Below are 19,330 nucleotides of genomic sequence, written 5' to 3'. Positions count from 1 at the left end.
ATTCCAATTGTAAAAGTTGGAATTTGGAATTTTTAGTATTTAGATATTCCAAAACAAATTGGAATTTGGAATTTAATTTTTATTTTTTTCTTTCCAAAAGTGCCATATAAAATCCATCAAAGCCAGATTCTGAAGCCAGCATTTTACGGTCTTCAATAAAATTGAATTGTTTCCCGATTTCTGTTTTTAAGAATTTCTCCACCTGTTCTTGGTTTTCTGACGGCAATACAGAACAAGTTGCGTAAACCAATTTACCGCCTGGTTTTACAATTTTAGAATAGCTTTCTAAAACTTCGCTCTGAACTTTACGAATGTTATCGATAAATTCAGGCTGTAATTTCCATTTAGAATCCGGATTTCTTTTTAAAACGCCTAATCCGCTACAAGGAGCGTCAATCAAAACACGATCTGCCTTTTCGTGTAATTTTTTAATCACTTTAGTGCTGTCGATAATGCGGTACTCAATATTGAAAGCGCCATTTCTTTTCGCTCTCAATTTAAGTTGTTTCAATTTACTCTCGTACAAATCCATTGCAATCAGCTGTCCTTTGTTTTGCATTAAGGATGCCATATGCAATGTTTTTCCTCCCGCTCCTGCGCAAGTATCCACAACGCGCATTCCAGGTTTTACATCTAGGAATTCAGCAACTAATTGTGAGTTGGCATCCTGAACTTCAAATAAACCTTGTTTAAAAGCATCAGTCAAAAACACATTTGCTCTTTCTTTTAAAACTAAAGCTTCCGGTTGGTTTTTTAAATATTCAGTTTCGATATTTAAATCCATTAAAGTATTTCGAAGGCTTTCTTTGGTTCCTTTTAAAGTATTGGTTCTAAGAATCACTTTTGCAGGTTGATTCTGCGCTGCGATTTCTTTAGCCCAAACTTTCTCGCCCAATTCTTTCACGCCCAATTCATCCATCCAGTCTGGAATAGACTCTTTTATGGCTCTAGTTTTAGATAATTCGTCAAAACGGCCTTTTATTTTTCTTTCAGGAGTTCCTTCCAATTGTCTCCAATCGGGAATTGGATAACCGCGAAGAACAGCCCAAACGGCAAACATCCTCCATAAATTATCTCTGTCGTAAGGTTCTTTTACTTCAGCAATTTCGGCATATAATCGTTTCCAGCGAACAATTTCGTATATGGTTTCAGCAACAAATTTGCGGTCAGAACTTCCCCAGCGTTTGTCTTTTTTTAAAGCTCTGGCTACCACTTTGTCTGCATATTCTCCTTCATTGAAAATTGCATTCAAAGAATCGATTGTCGTATAAACTAAATTTCTGTGTAATCTCATTTTATTTATTTGAAGTGCAAAGGTACTATTAATTGATTGAAAGTTAAATTTTTAATACTGAATCTTCTCCAGACTAAAATTAAAAGAAAAAAACACTCCGTTTGAGAGTGTTTTTTGAATTATCTAAAAGCGCTTTTATTTAATAATACGCGTTAATCCAATATTCTCTGGAGCATGAAGCACCATTGGGAATTTCTCTATTTTAACAGAGCTGCTGTCTAATCCAAATGCTCTTTCTTCAGACAAACTCAGTTTTTTGATGAAGAAGTACGAGTTCATAATAATGTTTTCGTGCCATCTTAAATCATTGTCATTAGATAAGAATTTCTCAGACAATACAAATTTGAAGTCTCCAATAATATTGTTTTTGTTTAAGGATTCGTAACGGCTTGTAATATCTACTTCGCCTCGCTTTACCATGTCTTTGATAACTTCTCTAAACATCAAATTGATTTTGGTTGGTTCTCTAAAACCTAAATTAAAGTCAATTCTGTAAATATCATCTTTGGCGATTTCTGTTACTTTATATTGCGTTTTATAAGGTTCAGTCAAAATGTTTACGTGAACAAACCAATAAATATCGGCTCTTTTTGGGCGTTTTTGAAGGATAGAATAAATGATTTTTTCCTCCAATTCATCAACACGATTTGCATTGGTCATGTAAACAAGGTGCGTAGCATATTTCGGAATCGATAAATCTTGGCTCAATTCGACTAATACCTGTTTGTAGTCGTCAATTTTGACCACTTTCGTGTAGTTTTTGTTGATTTTCTTGGCCAGATACCAAATGGTCATTACAGAAATCAGTAAGCTGGCAATAATTAATGTCACATAACCTCCTTCGGCAAATTTGGTAATGTTGGCGAAAAGGAAACTAAATTCGATTAATAAGTAAATAGTGATTAACGGCACCATGAAGTACAGTTTTACACGCTTCATAATCAAATAATAATTTAGAAGGATTGTAGTCATAATCATACAGAGAATGATGGCCAAGCCGTAAGCATGTTCCATATTTCCTGACTTTTCAAAGTGAAGCACAATCCCAACACAGCCAATAAATAGAAGCCAGTTGATTGATGGAATATAAAGCTGTCCCTTAACCTCCGTAGGATATTTGATTTTTACCTTCGGCCAGAAATTCAGACGCATTGCTTCGTTGATCAGCGTAAAAGAACCGCTTATCAATGCTTGAGAAGCTATTACTGCTGCTAAGGTAGCCACTACGATTCCGAATGGCAAAAACCAATGCGGCATAATTAAGTAAAACGGATTTCCGTTTTCGCCACCTAATTGCTGTAATGTACTTCCTTCGTGATGAATTAAATAAGCAGCTTGTCCGAAGTAGTTTAAAACTAATGTTGTTTTTACAAAAATCCAGCTGATTCTGATGTTTTTTCTACCACAGTGTCCCATGTCAGAATACAAGGCTTCTGCTCCTGTTGTACATAAAAATACAAATCCAAGAACAAAGAAACCATCAGGATGAATAGAAAGTAAGTGATAAGCGTAATACGGATTTATTGCCTTGATGACTTCTGGATAGTTGATAACCTGAATCGCGCCAAGGGTTCCGAGCATTGCAAACCAAATCATCATCATTGGAGCAAAAAATTTACCTACCAGTTTTGTTCCAAATTGTTGAATGGTAAATAAGACAAATAAAATGCTAATTACAATATATACTATTGTTTGGGTTTTCATGGTTGGATAAAACGCCCTGATTCCTTCAACTGCAGAAGAAATAGAGATTGGAGGGGTAATAATACCATCTGCGAGAAGTGCACTTCCTCCAATAATCGCCGGGACGATGAGCCATTGTATTTTTGTTTTTTTGACTAATGCATACAAAGCAAAAATCCCTCCTTCACCATGATTATCAGCACTCAACGTAATTACTACATATTTTAGCGTAGTCTGTAAAGTCAAAGTCCAGAAAACACATGATATACCTCCTAAAACAATATCTGCATTTATGCTGTGGTCACCAAGAATGGCCTTCATTACGTACAATGGAGAAGTTCCGATGTCTCCATATATAATCCCTAATGTAATCAATAAACCCCCTATAGTCAACTTACTATGTAAGTTTTTATGCGATGCGCTCATGTATATTTTTATAAAAGACGGTTGCAAATTTACTGTTTTAAAACAAATTAGCGTCAATTATAATTAAAAAGATAAAAAAAAGCACAATCCTTAAAATTGTGCTTTTAATTTTACTAATTATTGTTAACCTCTTCTGCCGCCGCCACCTCTAGAATTACCGCCTGCTTCTCTCTGAGGTTGCCCGCCGCCTCTAGATTCTTGGCTTGCTCTTGGAGCTTCAGAACGCTGCATTGTTTGTTGTTGCGGTCTCGCAGAGTAAGATCTGTTTTCGTTAGAAGACCTGTTTTCAGAATAACCTCTTGAAGACTCAGATCTTTGACTGTTTGAAACTCGTTGCGAATTCATTCTGTTTTCGTTGGAGTTGTTGCTTCTTGATTCTGTTCTTGGAGCATTTTCAACTCTTGGCGTATTTGTTCTGTTTTCAGAGTAGGTTCTGCTTTCATTTCTTGATTCTGTTCTCGGACTGTTTTCAACGCGTACAGAATTATTTGGTTTTTCCGTACTGTATGTGTTGGCAGTCGAACGGTTCGAGTTATAGCCTCTGTCTCCAGAAGTTCTTACCGAATTATTTCTGTTTTCAGCATAATTTCTGTTGCTGTTTCTGTTTTCGTAAGCATTTGATCTAGAAGAACTGTTTCTGTTTGTGTTATAGCTGTTTCTGTTGCTTTCTCTGTTTGCAACACGTCTTTGATCCAGCTCATATCTATTGTTTATGTTAGAATGTCTTTGAGCAAAACTGTAGTTCGGGCGCATTCTCTCGTATCCGTAAGAACGTCTTGTTTCGTATAATACAGGAGCTCTGTAACTTCTTCTTACATTAACATAGTTGTAATGGTTGTTTATGTTGATGCAGATGTTTACGTTATTTCTGTATCTATAAACAGGGTAAGGTCTCCAAGCAGTGTAATAAGATGGATAGTAACCCCAGTACCAAGTTGAATAATAAGGTCTGTAATTGGTCACCCAAAAAGAGGTGTAAATTACCGGAACCACATTATAAACTGGCTCATAAATGTAGTTGGCACCATACAGATAGGCATTTCCAACGACCTGAACACTTACCTTATTGTAATTGTCTCTCTCAACATCGATAGTGGCAACGTCTTGATAAACATCACGATCCAGTACGGCTTGAATAATTACAACGTGTGTTCTGTCTTCCACTGTTTCGATTACTCTAAGGTAATCGACTTCATCATCACCATTTAAGTCAAGGTTTGATAACTGATACTTTGGGTCGTTCAATCGTCTTTCAAAATCCTGAAGATTTGCAGACTCTCCAAAAATAGAAGCTACAGCTCTTAAGTCTAAATTATCACTAATATCTGAATTCTTCGCGTATACAGTAGTTTGGCTGTGCAAATTTGATGAGCTAAAACCTAAAGTAAGCAGGGCTAAAAAAAGTAATTTGGCTTTCATGGCAAATCATATTAAAATTTAATATTGTGGAATATTCAATTACTGTGCCAGAAAAAAACATAAAATAAATTTTAGATGTTGTAAATAATTGTATTTTAGCAAAACCCTAAATTTTTTATTTATTATGAAGAAAATAATACTGTGTTTTGGCGCTTTTGCTTTGTTGATGTCTTTTAAATCTCCTGTCTATAAAGATTTGGTAAAATTCAATAATTGGTTTTCCGTTGTAGAAGTTGATACATTAATTAAGGACAGAATCAGCATTCGAGCCATTTCAATTGATAAAAACAGAGTATGGTATGGTGCCGATAATTCTCGTTTTGGCTACTATGACCTCGATAAAAACCAGAAATTTGAAGAACATATCTATCGCGATACACTTAAATTGGAGTTTAGAAGTATTGCTCAAACTCAAAAAAGTGTGTTTTTGTTAAGCATCGGTAATCCTGCTTTATTGTACCAAGTTGACAAAAAAACACAAAAGGTTAAGTTAGTCTACAAAGAAGTAAATCCAAAAGTTTTTTATGACAGCATGCAGTTTTGGAATGATAAAGAAGGAATAGCTTTAGGAGATCCTACAGAAGATACTTTTTCTGTAATCATTACCCGAGATGGAGGCGAAACTTGGACTAAACTTTTGTCAGATAAGCTTCCTACTAATGCGCAAGGCGAAGGTGCTTTTGCTTCTAGTAATACCAACGTCGTTGTTAAAGGAAATGATACTTGGCTTGTTTCGGGAGGAAAAAAATCAAGAGTGTTTTATTCTCCAGACAAAGGAAAGACATGGAAAGCGATTGATACTCCAATTGTTCAAGGACAACAGATGACCGGTATTTTTACGGCAGATTTTTATGATGAAAAGCAAGGATTTATTGCTGGAGGAAATTTTGACGAGCCTGAGAAAAATTCAGACAATAAAGCTTTTACAAAAGATGGCGGTAAAACGTGGGAATTAATCGGGCAAGGACAAGGTTTTGGATATTCTTCCTGCGTACAGTATGTTCCAGGCGGAAATGGCCAGGAATTGGTATCTGTGGGCTCTACAGGAATTCATTATACTACAGACGGTGGAGCAAGCTGGGTGCAATTGTCTCCAACTACAAGATTTTTCAGTATCCGTTTTATCAATAAGAATACGGCCATAGCTTCAGGCCATAATATTTTGGCAAAACTCCGTTTTAAATAAGTACACAGCCAACTAAAAATAACAAGAACCCTAAATAATAAAGTAAGTATTATTATATAGGGTTCTTATCGCTGTTGTATGGTAAATGAGTTTAATCTTTTCCTGCTTTATCTCGGTATTGCTGCAGTAATTTTCGATTAAAATCGTCTTCTGATTTTTTTAGCTTCAGTATTTTTTTTGCTGAAAGTACTTTTTTAAGATTAGACATGTATTTCTCTTTCAGCTGATAAAGCTCTTTGTCGGTACTTTCCATCTGCGAAAGCAGGGCAACAGATTCTTTTTCTGTCATTGAGCTCAGATTGTCGTCATCCAGCTTTTTCAGATAGGTTTTCATCTTTAATTGTCTTAATTCGAATTGCCTGTCATCATAAGCATTGTAAATCGGCCAGAATTTTTCGGCTTCTGTTGGCGTCAATTCTAACTCGGTTGTCAAAAATGAAACTTTGAAAGCTTTAATTTTTTCTCTCTTCTCATCTGTTTTGTTGTTTTGCGCAAAAAAAGAAAAACTTATCAGAAAGAGCAGTAAGGTTATTATATTTTTAATCTTCATCGTTTAAGTTTTGTTATTCAGTAATTAAGTGTTCGATATTAGGATTAGAAGATAAAATATCTTCTAGCGTTTCTTCTTCAAGAGCGATGTTGCTGTTCAGCTTTTGTATGTCTTTATCATCGAGTTTCTGAATTAAATCATATTGATTGATATTGGACTGATACGAAATATAGTTCTCCAGCGTAGCTGCATCCAAATCATTCGAAGCGGATCTGTAATGATTGACAATAGGAATCATCAAACTCACAACAACTGCTGCGGCAGCAAAGGTGGTCCAAACCTTTTTACGTTTGTAAAGTGGAATTACCTTAGTCTGCGTCTGATTTATTTCTTCTAAAATCTTTGCCGAAAAATCATTAAAATAATGTTCCGGTGTGGTAAACCCAGATTTTATTTTCGGTTCGTTCTCTAGTTTAAATGTTTTCATAATACCAGTTAGATATATTTTATTACAAAAGGTTTAATTTGATGTAACATATAATTCAATTTTTTTTACCGCATGATGGTAAGAGGCTTTTAATGCACCTACAGATGTGCCTAAAATTTCTGCTATTTCTTCGTATTTTAATTCTTCAAAATACTTCATTTTAAAAACCAACTGCTGTTTTTCGGGCAGTGTCACGATTGCTTTCTGAAGTTTGATCTGTATTTCGTCACCATCAAAATAAACATCCGCCTTTAGATTGTCAATGGTTTTGTTTTGCAAGTCTTCGGCGGTAATGCCATTCAGTTTTGCTTTCTGATTTAAAAACGTAAGAGCTTCGTTTGTTGCAATGCGATACATCCAGGAAAAAAGCTTGCTTTCTCCCTTGAAATTTTTAAGATGCTGAAATACTTTTACAAAAGTGTTTTGCAGGACATCATCGGCATCGTCATGGCTCAAAACTATATTTCGTATATGAGAATATAGAGGCTTTTGGTAATCTGACAAGAGCTTTTGAAACGCGGAATTCTGCGTTTTAGGATCTAATAATTGTTGTATAAATTCCTTCTCGTCTATCAAACCTATTGTTTTATAAACCTTTACTGTTTAGTTAGACTGATTTACAAACAAAAGGTTTAATGAGTCTCTTTTAGAATTCTGACTGTTCCTCTTCAGGAGTAGTAGTTTGTGCTGGTTTTGGAGTCGCAGGTTTTGGCTGCGTCTGCTGAGCTGGCTCTGCTACTGGCGTTTCTGACTGATAAACCGGAGCCTTTACAACAGGAACAATTTTTGGTCTGGTCGGGAAATAAATTTCAGTCATTAATTTAGACGGACTTTTAACGTCTAATTTACTTATTGATAATATTTCCAGATGTGACCAGCTTAAATCTGGAGTGATTTTTTCTTTATTAATAAAAGCGGTGCTTTTTTTGATTGCTTCATCTCTATGCGAATAATCGCCTTTCAATGTGGTTTTTACAGCTTCAAAACTGTCTAGTTTTCCAGACGAAATATCACTTCCTGCACTTATCGAAATTTCTTTATTAATCGGAAGGCAGATTGAAATTTTTGCAAGGCCGTTTGCTGTATCATAAGTATGATAAATAATAAAAGGCTTGCCATTTGAAGATAAACTGTTGTTTTCGCTAAAATGAATCAGTTTCGGAATTACGATACGGGCATTCTTGTTTATCTTCGAAATTTCGCTTGTAAAAGTTTGTCGTATATAGGGAGTTTCAGTTTTTTTAACTAGACCATTTACTTTTATAGCGTAAGTTTTGGTTTCGTAGTCTAAATTTTTATCAATGTTTACAAGGCTTTTTTCATAAATTGTACCAATAACTTTATCTGAACCGCCATGAAGAGCGGCATAGATCTTAAATAAAAAACTCATTGTTCCCTTACCTTTCCAAGTCACTTTTGTTTTTCCGTTTAAGGTATCTTTAAGTGTCCATGTTACAGCTGCATTGGTGCCTTCATATTTCATTTTTTGCTCAATGCTTTCTCCTTCTTTTGTGTTTAAAGTGATTGCATTTCCTTTCCCTTCAGCACCTTCCCAATAAAATGAAGCGCCGTTTCCGCTTGTTTTATTCGGATAAGTCATTTTCATCGAAGGATCTTCAACAGACCAAGATTCGAAATCTTCGTAATTTCTAAAATCATTAAGATAGCTGTAAACAGATGTTCTTGACGAATTGATGACCTTGCTTCTTTCTACGTCAAAATCACCCTTTTGGGTAGCAACAAAAACTGTAAGGGCAACAAGGCTTAATAATGAGAGTAGGAACAAATATTTAAGAATCTTCATTGTAGGTTTGTTTATTGTTGTAAAGTTATGAATTTTATTGGGAGTCTTACCTTTATAACAAATATATAATAAGTTTTATTTCTTAAACAGTGCTCTTTTTTTAAAACAACGTTTTTTAATGAAATTTATCTTTTAAAGAAGATTTTGATTGCAAATAAAATGGCGATAAAAAGCAGAAAGACAATCAAGACTTTATAATTTCCCTTGTAAAAAATTTTGTGCAGCGCCAAATCTTTTCGATATGCGAATATCATTATGATTACAAAAACTGCAAAAAAGCACGCACCAAATATTAACTGACCTTGACTAAACATAATTCGATTTTATTTTCGGCAAATTTAAAGAATTGTAAATAAACTTCGGTTACCAAAAGGGTGGTTGTGAAATAAAAACGCTGATTAGTTTTTATTGAATTGGGTAAATTATGTAATTTTAGAGGCTCAAAAAAACAAAAAAATATGAAAAAACAACTCGATGCTGTTACCGAATTCCATACCGCTTTTAGAATCGGGCACAGTACGACTCCAACAACAAACTTAAGCGCAGAGAAAAAGTTGCTTCGTTATAATTTAATGAAAGAAGAAAACGAAGAATATCTGGAGGCTGTGCAGAACAATGATTTGGTTGAGATCGCAGATGCTCTTGGAGATATGATGTACATTTTATGCGGCACTATTATCGAGCATGGACTGCAAGACAAGATTGAAGCGGTATTTGATGAAATTCAGCGCAGCAACATGAGCAAATTGGGAGAAGACGGCCAGCCGATTTATCGCGAAGACGGTAAAGTGATGAAAGGTCCAAACTATTTTAAGCCTGATTTTTCTAAACTTTTTTAAATATAAAACCCGATAAAAATGAATTTATCGGGTTCTTTTTTGATGCTTATTTCTTGATTATTGAACTTTTACGGTCCATCCAAAAGTATCTTCAGATAATTTGTTCTGTAAATTTGTTAATTTCTCTTTTAAGAATGAAGCGTATGAATTTTCGATTGGCGTCATTTCATAATATTCATCTTTATAAGAGAACCCTTTGATTACACTGATTACGGCAGCTGTACCAGCACCAAAAATTTCTTTTAGAGATCCGTTTTTAGCTGCTTCCACCAACTCTGAAACGATAACTGGGCGAACTTCCACATTTAAACCTTCTTTTTGAGCCATTTCAATCAAACTTTTTCTAGTAATACCATCCAAAATTCTTTCACTGGTTGGCGCAGTCAATAAGGTATCGTTGATTCTGAAGAATACGTTCATTGTTCCTGCCTCTTCAAGTTTTGTATGAGTCGCGTCATCTGTCCAGATTACCTGCTGGAAACCGTCTTTGTTGGCAAGGTTTGTTGGGTAAAACTGTGCGGCGTAATTTCCTGCAGCTTTTGCGGCTCCGATACCACCATTTGCGGCACGGCTGTAATGTTCTGCAATGATTACTTTTACTTCGCCTCCGTAGTATGCTTTCGCAGGAGAAAGTAATATCATGAATTTATATTCGTCAGATGGGTTTGCAATAACTCCAGGACCCGTCGCAATCATAAATGGGCGGATGTACATACTCGCTCCGTTTCCTCTTTGGATCCAGTCTTTGTCTAATTTTAATAATTCATTTAATCCATCCATAAAAACAGATTCTGGAACTTCTGGCATTGCCATTCTCACCGCAGAATTATTGAATCTCTTGTAGTTTTCATCTGGCCTAAACAACCAAACATCATTATTCTCATCTTTATACGCTTTCATTCCTTCAAAAATTGCCTGTCCGTAGTGAAAGACTTTAGATGAAGGATCCATCAAAATGGGAGCATAAGGCTTAATGACCGGATTCTGCCATTGCCCGTTTTTAAAATCACATTCAAATAAATGGTCTGTAAAAACAGCACCAAAGCTCAGGTTGTCAAAGTCTACCTCGTTTATTTTTGTGGTAGGCGATTTGATGATTTCAATTTTGCTGGTTTGAGTCGTACTCATAATTATATAAGGTTTTTATAAAATTTTTCATCACTATTAATAAATCTAAAGTGATGATTTAATGTGAAATAGATTTTATCGAATGCAAAATTAAGTAAAAATATGTAATTTGCTTAGTAAAATCGCATTAATTGCGGGATTTAATTGAGATTTGTTTATCTTATAATAAACTCAAATATTTGCCTATATTTTATAAAGAATTTATGAAAAAAAAGCGCATTTTTAGGGCTTTACGCATTTGTTTTGATTAAATTTGAATGATAAATAGCTCAAAACGCCTTTAGAGCGAATTGTAAATTTCTAAAACAATGAAAAGAGAAATCATTAAGACCCTCGATGGATCAACTACAATATTTTTGAAAGATTGGGATGAATTTTATCATTCTAAACACGGCGCCATACAAGAAGCGAAACACGTATTTATAAAGAATGGTCTCGACTTGTTTAAAGACAAGTCTGTCAGTATTTTAGAAATCGGTTTTGGGACTGGCTTGAACGCTTTTATTACTTTTTTAGAATCAATCAAAAGAAAACAATGTATTGATTATGTTGGAGTAGAGGCATTTCCTGTGGCTCCAGAAGAAGTTGTCGGAATGAATTATGTTGAGGAGTTAGAGGCAGAGAATTACAAATCGGTTTTTGAAAAGATGCACCAATATGAATGGAATGTAAAGAATACAGTGACTTCTGATTTTTCGTTAACCAAAAGAAAACAATTTTTTCATGAAATTGACGATCATGAGATTTTTGATTTGATTTACTTTGATGCCTTTGGATATCGTGTCCAGCCTGAACTTTGGAGTACGTTAATTTTTGAAAAAATGTACAATAGTTTAAAACCTGGTGGCGTTTTGGTAACTTATGCAGCTCGAGGAGTTGTTAAAAGAAACATGATCGAAGTCGGTTTTACAGTCGAAAAGTTGGCAGGGCCTCCAGGAAAAAGAGAAATGTTCAGGGCTGTTAAAAAGGTTTAAATAAATTATTTAGAATTGTTCTATATTGATTTATGTGTTTTAAGAAAACGGTTTCGTTGCTAAAATTTTTAAAAAAAATAGTTAAAATAGGATTTTATATAGGTTATTTGTTTAAATTTGGTGCGAGTTTAAAAATATAGATAACCCCCAAAAATCTTATTTTATTATGTCAAAAATGATGTTTGATTACACGAAATCAATACTTGAAAGAGTTAGTTTCGATCCGGTGCTTTTCTGCAAAGAGTTAGAAAAAGCTATCAAAACACTGTTACCATACGAAATGGAACAATTACAAGAATGGTTGCTAAGTTTTGTAATCGGAAAACCAGAATTAAAACCAAGTCTGCAGCTAATTAAAGTATAAAAAGAAAGGAGCCTAATATAGACTGCACCCAAAAGTTTAGACAAATTTATAATTAAGTTTGATAATAATGAGCTCGATATTTTATCGGGCTCATTCCTTTTAGATTAAGTTTGATCCTGTCATTATTATAATAATCGATATACTCAATAATATCTTCTTTTAACTGATTAATGGAACTGTATTTTTTAAGATAAAACAATTCTGACTTTAATGTTCCAAAGAAGTTTTCAATAATTGCATTATCAAGACAGTTTCCTTTCCTGGACATACTCTGTTTAATTCCTTTTTCCTTTAGCAAATATTGATATTGCTTCATTTGATACTGCCATCCCTGATCAGAGTGCAGTGTCAAATCTGCATTATCGGGTATTTTATTAAATGCTTTTTCAAGCATCATGATTACTTGATTAAATACTGGTCTTTCAGCCAGTTCATAACTGATTATTTCTCCATTAAACAAGTCAATGATTGGAGACAAATATAATTTTTTCCCCGATACGTTAAATTCAGTTATATCGGTTGCCCATTTTTGATTAGGTACTGATGATTTAAAATTTCTGCTCAGAATATTTGGAGCAATCCTGCCTTGTTCTCCTTTATATGATTTATACTTTTTAACCCTGATAAGACTTTTTAATCCCAATGATTTCATTAATCTCAGAACTGTTTTATGATTTATGAGCACCCCTTTCAGTCTTAATTCGTTAGTTATCCTTCTATAGCCATAACGCCCTTTGTGTCTGGAATAGATTGCATTTATTTGTTCTTTTATTTCTTTGTATTTATCGGCTGTTTTACTCTGCTTTTGATAATAATAAAAACTGCTGCGCGCCACATTACTACAATTTAAAAGTAAATCTAAATCGTAGCGATGCCTTAATTCCATTATGGCTTGCGATTTTTGGCTTTTTCTTCGGCTTGAATCAAGGCTTGTAACTTTTTTAGAAAATCAATTTCACAGCGTAATGTTTCATTCTCCAACAAAAGCTCTTCCTCTCTTGTTAAAGGTTTTTCAGTTTTACGCTTTTTACGTTTGGGATTGCTCATAGATTTTGGTCTTCCTCTTGGTTTTAGTTTTAATCCTTCTAAACCAAATTTAGCAAAATCTTTCTTCCGCTTAATAATAATCGAATCTGAAGGAATATTGAATCGCAGACGGGCTTCTCTTAAAGATAACGAATCTGACTCAATGGATTGGAGAACTTTTAATTTGAAATCAATCGGATAAAGCTGATTTTTCCGTGATAATAAACCTGCCTTGCCAAACTCCCTGTAAAAACTAACCCATTTGCGAATATTAGATTCGCTGGTGCTTTTCTCATTAGATACTGACTCACATGAATAATGCTTATGAACTACTAATTCTACACATTCAAGTTTGAATTCATAACTGTATTTTACTTTTCTTTCCATAAAAATGCCCCCAAATAGTGTCTAACTTTTTGGGGGCAGTGCAATAAACGGCTCCTTTTTTATTGCGCTTTCTTTTGCAGCGGACTAATAATCTGAACATTCTGAAAAACAATTGCTCCCTTTACAACTCCTGCAATTGTGGATCTGAGTGCGTCAATGATTTGCATTTTTAATTCGCTCTTAGGGTAAATCAGACTTACTTCGCGTGCAGGCTTTGGTTCTTTAAAATTTCGGAGTTTGAGTTTGTCAGAATCTTTTAAGTCTAAGGTATGTAGATACGGAAGTAATGTAGTGCCTAATCCCTCGTCGGCTAATTTTATTAACGTCTCAAAGCTGCCACTTTCAATCTGAAAATTGTTTTGGTCAATATCAGAGGTGTTTTTGCATAAATTCAAAATTCCGTCTCTAAAGCAATGCCCGTCCTGTAAAAGAAGTATCTCATTCAGGTTCAAATCAGAAACTTCGATTTCATCTTTCTGAAAACTGCTGTGGCTTTCTGGTATATAAGCCACAAAAGGTTCAAAGTATAAAACTATTTCTTTTATTTTTTCATCTTCAAGCGGCGTTGCGGCAATTGCTGCATCAAGATGCCCGTTTTTTAGTTTGATAATAATTTCTTCTGTATTTAGCTCTTCAATCAGAAGTTTAACCTTTGGATATTTTTTAATAAAGTTATTCAGAAACATCGGCAGCAGTGTAGGCATGATGGTCGGAATTATGCCTAACCTAAACTCTCCGCCTATAAACCCTTTTTGTTGTTCTACGATATCTTTAATTCGGTCGGCCTCATTAACAATATTTTTAGCCTGATTGACAATTTTCTGACCAATATCGGTCAGTTGAATCGGTTTTTTGCTTCGGTCGAAAATCAAAATATTTAGTTCTTCTTCAATCTTCTGTATCTGCATACTTAAAGTAGGCTGGGTTACAAAACATTTTTCGGCTGCTAGTGTGAAGTTTTTATGTTCGGCAACAGCTAATACATATTGCAATTGAGTTATAGTCATTTTAATAGTAATTTTTGATGCAAAAATAAGTAAATATAATTTTTTATTATATATAAACTATAGGAGAAGCTCTAAATTTGTAGTAAATTAGGATTAAAAAGTACATTATGAAAACAAATATCTTAGGATTACCAGTAAAAGAATCAGAATTATTGGTTCAAGAATTAAATATATTATTGTCGAATTTCCAAGTGTATTACCAGAATTTGAGAGGAATTCATTGGAACATCCGTGGGAAACGTTTCTTTGACCTGCATGTTAAGTTTGAAGAATTATACACCGATGCACAATTAAAAATCGATTTGATAGCCGAAAGAGTTTTGACAATAGGAGGAACACCGCTGCATACTTTTGAAGATTATGTAAAGAATAATAAATTGACGGTGGGTAAAAATATTTCTAACGACGAAAAAGCCGTGCAACTCATCGTGAATTCGTTGTCTGACCTTCTGAAAATTGAAAGAGAAATATTAAACAAATCAGGCGAAATCAACGACGAAGGAACCAATTCGATGATGAGTGATTTTATTGCAGAGCAGGAAAAAACAATCTGGATGATGAATGCCTGGTTGGAAGAGACGCTGTAAATATTTGTTTTTTAAGGATTTAATAGCAGAATGGAATGAAAATTGCATTCTGCTTTTTTATTATTGTTAAATTTCTATGAAAATCTCTTTGATTTTATTTGTTTAACGTTATTTTTGTCTTGATGAAAGTACTTGCGCGCATATTATTAGTCATATTTATTGCCTTCTTATCGACTCCGACCATTGTCCAAGCGATTAAGAAAAGCAATAATACGGCTTTGTCTTTCAGTTTTTCCGAAGAAGAACAAGCGCATAAAGAACTTAAGGCGGCAGTGCATCCCGTGATATTAGAACACGAAATCCTGATGGCGGTTTGCATCGAGAAGAAAACCATTATTTCTGAAAATATTGTAAAACTAGACAATATTTCTCCGAGCATCTTTGCTCCACCTCCCAATTTAGTATAATGCTTCAATTATTTTGACCTTAGCTGCATTTTTATGAATGTGGCAAATCTTTAGTGAATAATTTTTTAGTATTGTATTATGACAAAAAAAATCAATCTTTTTGCCAACCTTAAATCTGATTTTGCCTCAGGTTTAGTGGTTTTTTTGGTGGCTCTTCCATTGTGTCTAGGTATTGCGATGGCTTCTGGAGCACCATTATTTTCTGGAATTATCGCTGGTGTCGTGGGGGGTATCGTTGTAGGATATTTGAGCCAGTCGCATATCAGCGTATCAGGTCCAGCTGCTGGGTTAACCGCTATTGTTTTAACCGCTATAACTGATTTAGGTGCTTTTGATGTATTTTTAATGTCTGTTTTTATTGCTGGATTAATTCAATTAGCGTTAGGATTTTTAAAAGCGGGAAGTATCTCAAATTATTTTCCGACCAATGTGATCGAAGGAATGCTAGCGGGTATAGGGATTATCATTATTTTAAAACAAATTCCGCACGCGTTTGGTTATGATGCAGATTATGAAGGTGATCAAGCTTTTATTCAAAATGATGGAAGCAATTCGTTTTCGTTTTTGTTTGATGTTCTAAACCACATACATATGGGAGCTGTCGTGGTATCTGTAGTTTCATTAGCAATTTTACTGGCTTGGGATAAAGTTTCGTTTTTAAAAAGAATAAAACTAGTGCCAGGAGCCTTAATAGCTGTTATTGCTGGAGTGGTCTTAAATGAAGTGTTCATCTCGACAGGAAGTCCTTTGGCAATTGCAAAAGAACACTTGGTTTCTTTGCCGGTTCCAAAATCTTTCGATGATTTTAAATCAATTCTGATTTTGCCGGATTTTACCGCTGTGGCAAATCCAAAAGTTTGGGTAGTTGCTGCTACGATTGCAGTTGTTGCTTCTATCGAAACGCTTTTGTGTATTGAAGCTACCGATAGAATGGATGTGCAAAAACGTTATACGAACACAAACGTCGAGCTTAGAGCTCAAGGTGTTGGTAATATCGTGAGTTCTCTATTAGGAGGCCTTCCAATGACATCTGTTGTAGTGAGGTCATCTGCTAATAATAATGCAGGAGCAAAATCTAAACTGTCTGCGATTATTCACGGTATTTTATTGTTGATAAGTGTATTGTCTATTCCGACTATTTTGAATAAGATTCCATTGGCGACATTGGCGACCGTGCTGATTTTGGTTGGTTATAAATTAGCGAAACCGGCCGCTTTTATACATTTTTGGAAAAAAGGAAAATATCAGTTTGTCCCTTTTATTGCAACTTTGGTTTTTGTGGTTGCCACCGATTTGCTTAAAGGTGTTGCACTGGGAATCATCATCAGTATCATTTTTGTTTTGAGAGGTAACTTAAAAAGAGCTTATGTCTTCAAAAAAGAAGAATACGAAGATGGCGACATTATTCATATCGATTTGGCACAGGAAGTTTCATTTTTGAATAAAGCGGCCATAAAGCAGACTCTAAATGAAATTCCGGAAAACTCTAAAGTCATTATCAATGCTCATGATACAGAATATATTGCTCATGATGTCTTAGATTTGATTCGTGAATTCAAAGAAACCAGAGCAATCGACGAAAATATCAAAGTCAAGCTGAAAGGTTTTAAAGAGGCTTACGAACTAGAAAATACGCCAGAAAACAATAATCATGTTACTATAGAACATTATTATGATGTAGCGAAAAGAGAAGTGGTTCACAAAGAAGTTATTAAGGAAGAGTAATTAAATTAAGATGCTTTTTAAGCAAAAGAAATCTCAAAATTTAGGTAACTTTACATCAAGTTCATTTTTTGAGACTATTATACATTTAGAAATTACCACACAAAAAATAAGGAAATGAGAAAATTTTATGAGCAGTTATTAGAGAATAATAAAAAGTGGGTTGAAAATTCATTAGCAAAAGACCCTAATTATTTTGCCGATTTAGCAAAAGGACAACAACCGCCATTATTATGGATTGGATGTTCTGATAGCCGTGTTCCTGCAAACGAAATTGTAGGTGCAAAACCAGGAGAAGTTTTCGTGCACCGTAATATTGCAAATATGGTTGTTCACTCTGATATGAATATGCTAAGCGTACTAGATTACGCAGTAAATGTTCTGAAAATAAAGCATATTATTGTTTGCGGACATTACGGCTGTGGTGGTGTAAAAGCGGCAATGGGAAACCAGTCTGTCGGAATTATCGATAACTGGTTGCGTCATATTAAAGATGAATACCGTTTGCATGATAAATATCTAAATTCGATTGAAGATGAAACGGAGCGTTTTAATGCTTTTGTAGAAATTAATGCTAAAGAACAGGTTTACAACTTAGCAAAAACTTCGATTGTGCAAGGCGCATGGAAAAACGGACAAGATTTAATGCTTCACGGATGGGTTTACGGATTAAATTCTGGATTTGTAACAGATTTAAATGTAACTATTAGCTCAAACGAAGAGTTGGATGCAGTTTATCAATTGGATCTTTAAAATAATCTGATTTGCAGATATAAAAAAATCGCCCTATTTCAAAAGGCGATTTTTTTATTATTCATTTTCATCTAAGTTTTCATTAAATGCTGACGGAAGCATGGTTGGGATAAACTTGATTAATATAGGCAGCAATAAACTTCCGCCAGGAAGTAAAAATATAGTCAGTGACGGAATAGTTTTGCAAATATCCAAAAGCTGTTTTTTTACTTTCTTTTTCTCTTTGGGATCCAAATCACGAGTGGTAGAAAGGGCCAATAAGACCATTAACTCTTTACTCTGAACGATTTCCTTAATCAACCTGTTTTTGTTTCTTACAATTAATTTCATAACGCTGTGCGTCATTTGGTCGTAAAAATGCTTTACCGGATTTGAATAATTAAAATACGGAATTTTGTGTTTATGAGTGGTAATGAAATTATTGGTTGTATCGATGCTTTTAGTAACAAAATCATCTGATACTCCCATTGTTGATCCTAAGGAATACAAAAAATAGGATTCTTCATTTTCTACAACACCATCGCTCCATAAAGCCATTCCGGCCATGTCGATTAAGTAATATTGTTCTAGTTTGTTCTGAAAATAATCCAGTTGCAATGTTTCGAGCGTTTCAACTGTAACCTTAGAGAATTTAGAGTAACGAATTGAAGCTTCAAAAAGTTTAATCAATAAGTCGTCATGTTGCGACTTAACGGTTTTAGTTTTTAATGCCAGTCCAACAATTCCTAGAACGGTTTCTTCGATTCTTTTTAAGTATTTTTCTGGAATTTCTCCATGTTCTAAGTATTTTCTAAACGCGAGAACATCAATAAACAAAAGCGCATTTGTAACTAAATGCGAAAAGTTTTTACTGATGATGCTGTCGTTGGTCTGCACTCTTTCATCAATAATGTTTTCTAAGGATAACGAAGGAGTATCCTTAGGCAGCAAAATTTTAAACAAGTTGAATCCCTCAGGACTCATTTCTTTGTAAAACTTTAAGACTTCAGATATAAAATTTTTGGGTTCAGAATTTCTTTTTTCCAAACAAAAAACGTGGTAAAGCGTGTTTAAAAGCGCAACTTTAGAAATTTCGGTTTTAAACCAGCCCTTAATCGGAATTGGAACCTGTGAATCAATTGCGATGATATGTCCGTAAATAAAGCCTGTTTCTCTTACTTTATAGTAAAAGGAATCTGGAGTCTCAACAGGAATCGCTTCTGAAAACTTCTGTTCACTAAAGAATTTATCGATCCAGCCGTGTGCTGATGGATTAATCATTGACTTAATTTTGCTGATGCAAAGCTATATCTTTTTCTTGTTTCTGAATTAATTTTAAATGAAATAACCACTACTTTTTGTTAAAAA

At 34.4% G+C, this 19,330-nt stretch carries 21 protein-coding genes; 8 read left to right on the top strand and 13 right to left on the bottom strand.

Features of this window, described 5'->3' with window-relative positions; translation table 11 throughout:
- Positions 1-79: 79 nt before the first annotated feature.
- The 3 genes from E0W73_RS03090 to E0W73_RS03080 all read right to left on the bottom strand — a co-directional run bounded on the left by E0W73_RS03090 (position 80) and on the right by E0W73_RS03080 (position 4,822).
- A complete protein-coding gene (locus E0W73_RS03090) occupies positions 80-1,294 on the bottom strand; it encodes an RsmB/NOP family class I SAM-dependent RNA methyltransferase (RefSeq protein WP_135220631.1) in 1,215 nt (404 codons plus the stop codon).
- 135 nt (positions 1,295-1,429) lie between these two features.
- Positions 1,430-3,403, bottom strand: a complete 1,974-nt coding sequence (locus E0W73_RS03085) for a KUP/HAK/KT family potassium transporter (RefSeq protein ID WP_135220630.1) — start codon at positions 3,401-3,403, stop codon at positions 1,430-1,432.
- A 123-nt stretch (positions 3,404-3,526) separates the two neighbouring features.
- A complete protein-coding gene (locus tag E0W73_RS03080; RefSeq protein WP_135220629.1) occupies positions 3,527-4,822 on the bottom strand; it encodes a hypothetical protein in 1,296 nt (431 codons plus the stop codon).
- A 124-nt stretch (positions 4,823-4,946) separates the two neighbouring features.
- Here E0W73_RS03080 and E0W73_RS03075 point away from each other — a divergent pair, with 124 nt between their 5' ends.
- Complete coding sequence (locus E0W73_RS03075) at positions 4,947-6,008, top strand: beta propeller repeat protein (RefSeq protein WP_135220628.1); 1,062 nt, start codon at positions 4,947-4,949, stop codon at positions 6,006-6,008.
- 91 nt (positions 6,009-6,099) lie between these two features.
- On the opposite strand, the gene E0W73_RS03070 is transcribed toward E0W73_RS03075, so the two are convergent.
- From E0W73_RS03070 to E0W73_RS21550, 5 genes are all read right to left on the bottom strand, one after another.
- Positions 6,100-6,558: a sensor of ECF-type sigma factor gene (locus tag E0W73_RS03070; RefSeq protein WP_135220627.1), complete on the bottom strand. Its 459-nt coding sequence runs from the start codon at positions 6,556-6,558 to the stop codon at positions 6,100-6,102.
- Between the two features lie 13 nt (positions 6,559-6,571).
- Positions 6,572-6,985 carry a hypothetical protein gene (locus E0W73_RS03065; RefSeq protein ID WP_135220626.1) on the bottom strand — a complete coding sequence of 138 codons (414 nt, stop codon included), beginning with the start codon at positions 6,983-6,985 and terminating at the stop codon, positions 6,572-6,574.
- A 33-nt stretch (positions 6,986-7,018) separates the two neighbouring features.
- Complete coding sequence (locus E0W73_RS03060) at positions 7,019-7,561, bottom strand: RNA polymerase sigma factor (protein ID WP_135220625.1); 543 nt, start codon at positions 7,559-7,561, stop codon at positions 7,019-7,021.
- A gap of 70 nt (positions 7,562-7,631) precedes the next feature.
- On the bottom strand, positions 7,632-8,789 hold the full coding sequence (locus E0W73_RS03055; RefSeq protein ID WP_135220624.1) for an SRPBCC family protein: 1,158 nt from the start codon (positions 8,787-8,789) through the stop codon (positions 7,632-7,634).
- A gap of 125 nt (positions 8,790-8,914) precedes the next feature.
- Positions 8,915-9,103 carry a hypothetical protein gene (locus tag E0W73_RS21550; RefSeq protein ID WP_135220623.1) on the bottom strand — a complete coding sequence of 63 codons (189 nt, stop codon included), beginning with the start codon at positions 9,101-9,103 and terminating at the stop codon, positions 8,915-8,917.
- Positions 9,104-9,247: 144 nt separating this feature from the next.
- Between E0W73_RS21550 and E0W73_RS03045 the strand changes: the two genes are divergently transcribed.
- Positions 9,248-9,628: a pyrophosphohydrolase domain-containing protein gene (locus tag E0W73_RS03045; RefSeq protein ID WP_135220622.1), complete on the top strand. Its 381-nt coding sequence runs from the start codon at positions 9,248-9,250 to the stop codon at positions 9,626-9,628.
- Between the two features lie 57 nt (positions 9,629-9,685).
- Here E0W73_RS03045 and E0W73_RS03040 read toward each other — a convergent pair whose 3' ends face one another.
- Positions 9,686-10,756: a branched-chain amino acid aminotransferase gene (locus E0W73_RS03040; RefSeq protein WP_135220621.1), complete on the bottom strand. Its 1,071-nt coding sequence runs from the start codon at positions 10,754-10,756 to the stop codon at positions 9,686-9,688.
- Positions 10,757-11,064: 308 nt separating this feature from the next.
- Here E0W73_RS03040 and mnmD point away from each other — a divergent pair, with 308 nt between their 5' ends.
- Together mnmD and E0W73_RS03030 are read left to right on the top strand one after the other, a co-directional pair.
- Positions 11,065-11,730 (top strand): tRNA (5-methylaminomethyl-2-thiouridine)(34)-methyltransferase MnmD, encoded by a 666-nt coding sequence (gene mnmD, locus E0W73_RS03035; RefSeq protein WP_135220620.1) that lies wholly within the window; start codon positions 11,065-11,067, stop codon positions 11,728-11,730.
- Positions 11,731-11,896: 166 nt separating this feature from the next.
- Entirely contained in the window at positions 11,897-12,094 is a 198-nt protein-coding gene (locus E0W73_RS03030) for a hypothetical protein (protein WP_135220619.1), read from the top strand.
- A 52-nt stretch (positions 12,095-12,146) separates the two neighbouring features.
- Here E0W73_RS03030 and E0W73_RS03025 read toward each other — a convergent pair whose 3' ends face one another.
- The 3 genes from E0W73_RS03025 to E0W73_RS03015 are packed head-to-tail and all read right to left on the bottom strand — an operon-like array spanning position 12,147 to position 14,514.
- On the bottom strand, positions 12,147-12,980 hold the full coding sequence (locus tag E0W73_RS03025) for an IS3 family transposase (protein WP_135220618.1): 834 nt from the start codon (positions 12,978-12,980) through the stop codon (positions 12,147-12,149).
- Positions 12,980-13,507 (bottom strand): transposase, encoded by a 528-nt coding sequence (locus tag E0W73_RS03020; RefSeq protein WP_135220617.1) that lies wholly within the window; start codon positions 13,505-13,507, stop codon positions 12,980-12,982. Before E0W73_RS03020 ends, E0W73_RS03025 begins: the two co-directional genes overlap by 1 nt.
- 59 nt (positions 13,508-13,566) lie before the next feature.
- A complete protein-coding gene (locus E0W73_RS03015; RefSeq protein ID WP_135220616.1) occupies positions 13,567-14,514 on the bottom strand; it encodes a LysR substrate-binding domain-containing protein in 948 nt (315 codons plus the stop codon).
- Between the two features lie 107 nt (positions 14,515-14,621).
- Between E0W73_RS03015 and E0W73_RS03010 the strand changes: the two genes are divergently transcribed.
- The 4 genes from E0W73_RS03010 to can all read left to right on the top strand — a co-directional run bounded on the left by E0W73_RS03010 (position 14,622) and on the right by can (position 17,983).
- Positions 14,622-15,101 carry a Dps family protein gene (locus tag E0W73_RS03010; protein WP_135220615.1) on the top strand — a complete coding sequence of 160 codons (480 nt, stop codon included), beginning with the start codon at positions 14,622-14,624 and terminating at the stop codon, positions 15,099-15,101.
- Positions 15,102-15,223: 122 nt separating this feature from the next.
- Positions 15,224-15,508, top strand: a complete 285-nt coding sequence (locus E0W73_RS03005; RefSeq protein WP_244248423.1) for a hypothetical protein — start codon at positions 15,224-15,226, stop codon at positions 15,506-15,508.
- 78 nt (positions 15,509-15,586) lie between these two features.
- On the top strand, positions 15,587-17,233 hold the full coding sequence (locus tag E0W73_RS03000) for a SulP family inorganic anion transporter (RefSeq protein WP_135220613.1): 1,647 nt from the start codon (positions 15,587-15,589) through the stop codon (positions 17,231-17,233).
- Positions 17,234-17,347: 114 nt separating this feature from the next.
- Positions 17,348-17,983 carry a carbonate dehydratase gene (gene can / locus E0W73_RS02995; protein ID WP_135220612.1) on the top strand — a complete coding sequence of 212 codons (636 nt, stop codon included), beginning with the start codon at positions 17,348-17,350 and terminating at the stop codon, positions 17,981-17,983.
- 57 nt (positions 17,984-18,040) lie between these two features.
- Here can and E0W73_RS02990 read toward each other — a convergent pair whose 3' ends face one another.
- Entirely contained in the window at positions 18,041-19,243 is a 1,203-nt protein-coding gene (locus E0W73_RS02990) for an LETM1-related biofilm-associated protein (protein WP_135220611.1), read from the bottom strand.
- Positions 19,244-19,330: the final 87 nt, after the last annotated feature.

Origin of the sequence: Flavobacterium foetidum, assembly GCF_004634245.1 — a bacterium.
Classification (GTDB): domain Bacteria; phylum Bacteroidota; class Bacteroidia; order Flavobacteriales; family Flavobacteriaceae; genus Flavobacterium; species Flavobacterium foetidum.
Note: the sequence above shows the minus strand (reverse complement) of the source record. Positions and strands in the feature narration are given on the sequence as shown.

Excerpts from the sequence above, each read along its gene's own strand:
- E0W73_RS03090 (WP_135220631.1), bottom strand. The coding sequence starts at position 1,294 with ATGAGATTACACAGAAATTTAGTTTATACGACAATCGATTCTTTGAAT.
- E0W73_RS03085 (WP_135220630.1), bottom strand. The coding sequence starts at position 3,403 with ATGAGCGCATCGCATAAAAACTTACATAGTAAGTTGACTATAGGGGGT.
- E0W73_RS03080 (WP_135220629.1), bottom strand. The coding sequence starts at position 4,822 with ATGAAAGCCAAATTACTTTTTTTAGCCCTGCTTACTTTAGGTTTTAGC.
- E0W73_RS03075 (WP_135220628.1), top strand. The coding sequence starts at position 4,947 with ATGAAGAAAATAATACTGTGTTTTGGCGCTTTTGCTTTGTTGATGTCT.
- E0W73_RS03070 (WP_135220627.1), bottom strand. The coding sequence starts at position 6,558 with ATGAAGATTAAAAATATAATAACCTTACTGCTCTTTCTGATAAGTTTT.
- E0W73_RS03065 (WP_135220626.1), bottom strand. The coding sequence starts at position 6,985 with ATGAAAACATTTAAACTAGAGAACGAACCGAAAATAAAATCTGGGTTT.
- E0W73_RS03055 (WP_135220624.1), bottom strand. The coding sequence starts at position 8,789 with ATGAAGATTCTTAAATATTTGTTCCTACTCTCATTATTAAGCCTTGTT.
- E0W73_RS21550 (WP_135220623.1), bottom strand. The coding sequence starts at position 9,103 with ATGTTTAGTCAAGGTCAGTTAATATTTGGTGCGTGCTTTTTTGCAGTT.
- E0W73_RS03045 (WP_135220622.1), top strand. The coding sequence starts at position 9,248 with ATGAAAAAACAACTCGATGCTGTTACCGAATTCCATACCGCTTTTAGA.
- E0W73_RS03040 (WP_135220621.1), bottom strand. The coding sequence starts at position 10,756 with ATGAGTACGACTCAAACCAGCAAAATTGAAATCATCAAATCGCCTACC.
- mnmD (WP_135220620.1), top strand. The coding sequence starts at position 11,065 with ATGAAAAGAGAAATCATTAAGACCCTCGATGGATCAACTACAATATTT.
- E0W73_RS03030 (WP_135220619.1), top strand. The coding sequence starts at position 11,897 with ATGTCAAAAATGATGTTTGATTACACGAAATCAATACTTGAAAGAGTT.
- E0W73_RS03025 (WP_135220618.1), bottom strand. The coding sequence starts at position 12,980 with ATGGAATTAAGGCATCGCTACGATTTAGATTTACTTTTAAATTGTAGT.
- E0W73_RS03020 (WP_135220617.1), bottom strand. The coding sequence starts at position 13,507 with ATGGAAAGAAAAGTAAAATACAGTTATGAATTCAAACTTGAATGTGTA.
- E0W73_RS03015 (WP_135220616.1), bottom strand. The coding sequence starts at position 14,514 with ATGACTATAACTCAATTGCAATATGTATTAGCTGTTGCCGAACATAAA.
- E0W73_RS03010 (WP_135220615.1), top strand. The coding sequence starts at position 14,622 with ATGAAAACAAATATCTTAGGATTACCAGTAAAAGAATCAGAATTATTG.
- E0W73_RS03005 (WP_244248423.1), top strand. The coding sequence starts at position 15,224 with ATGAAAGTACTTGCGCGCATATTATTAGTCATATTTATTGCCTTCTTA.
- E0W73_RS03000 (WP_135220613.1), top strand. The coding sequence starts at position 15,587 with ATGACAAAAAAAATCAATCTTTTTGCCAACCTTAAATCTGATTTTGCC.
- can (WP_135220612.1), top strand. The coding sequence starts at position 17,348 with ATGAGAAAATTTTATGAGCAGTTATTAGAGAATAATAAAAAGTGGGTT.
- E0W73_RS02990 (WP_135220611.1), bottom strand. The coding sequence starts at position 19,243 with ATGATTAATCCATCAGCACACGGCTGGATCGATAAATTCTTTAGTGAA.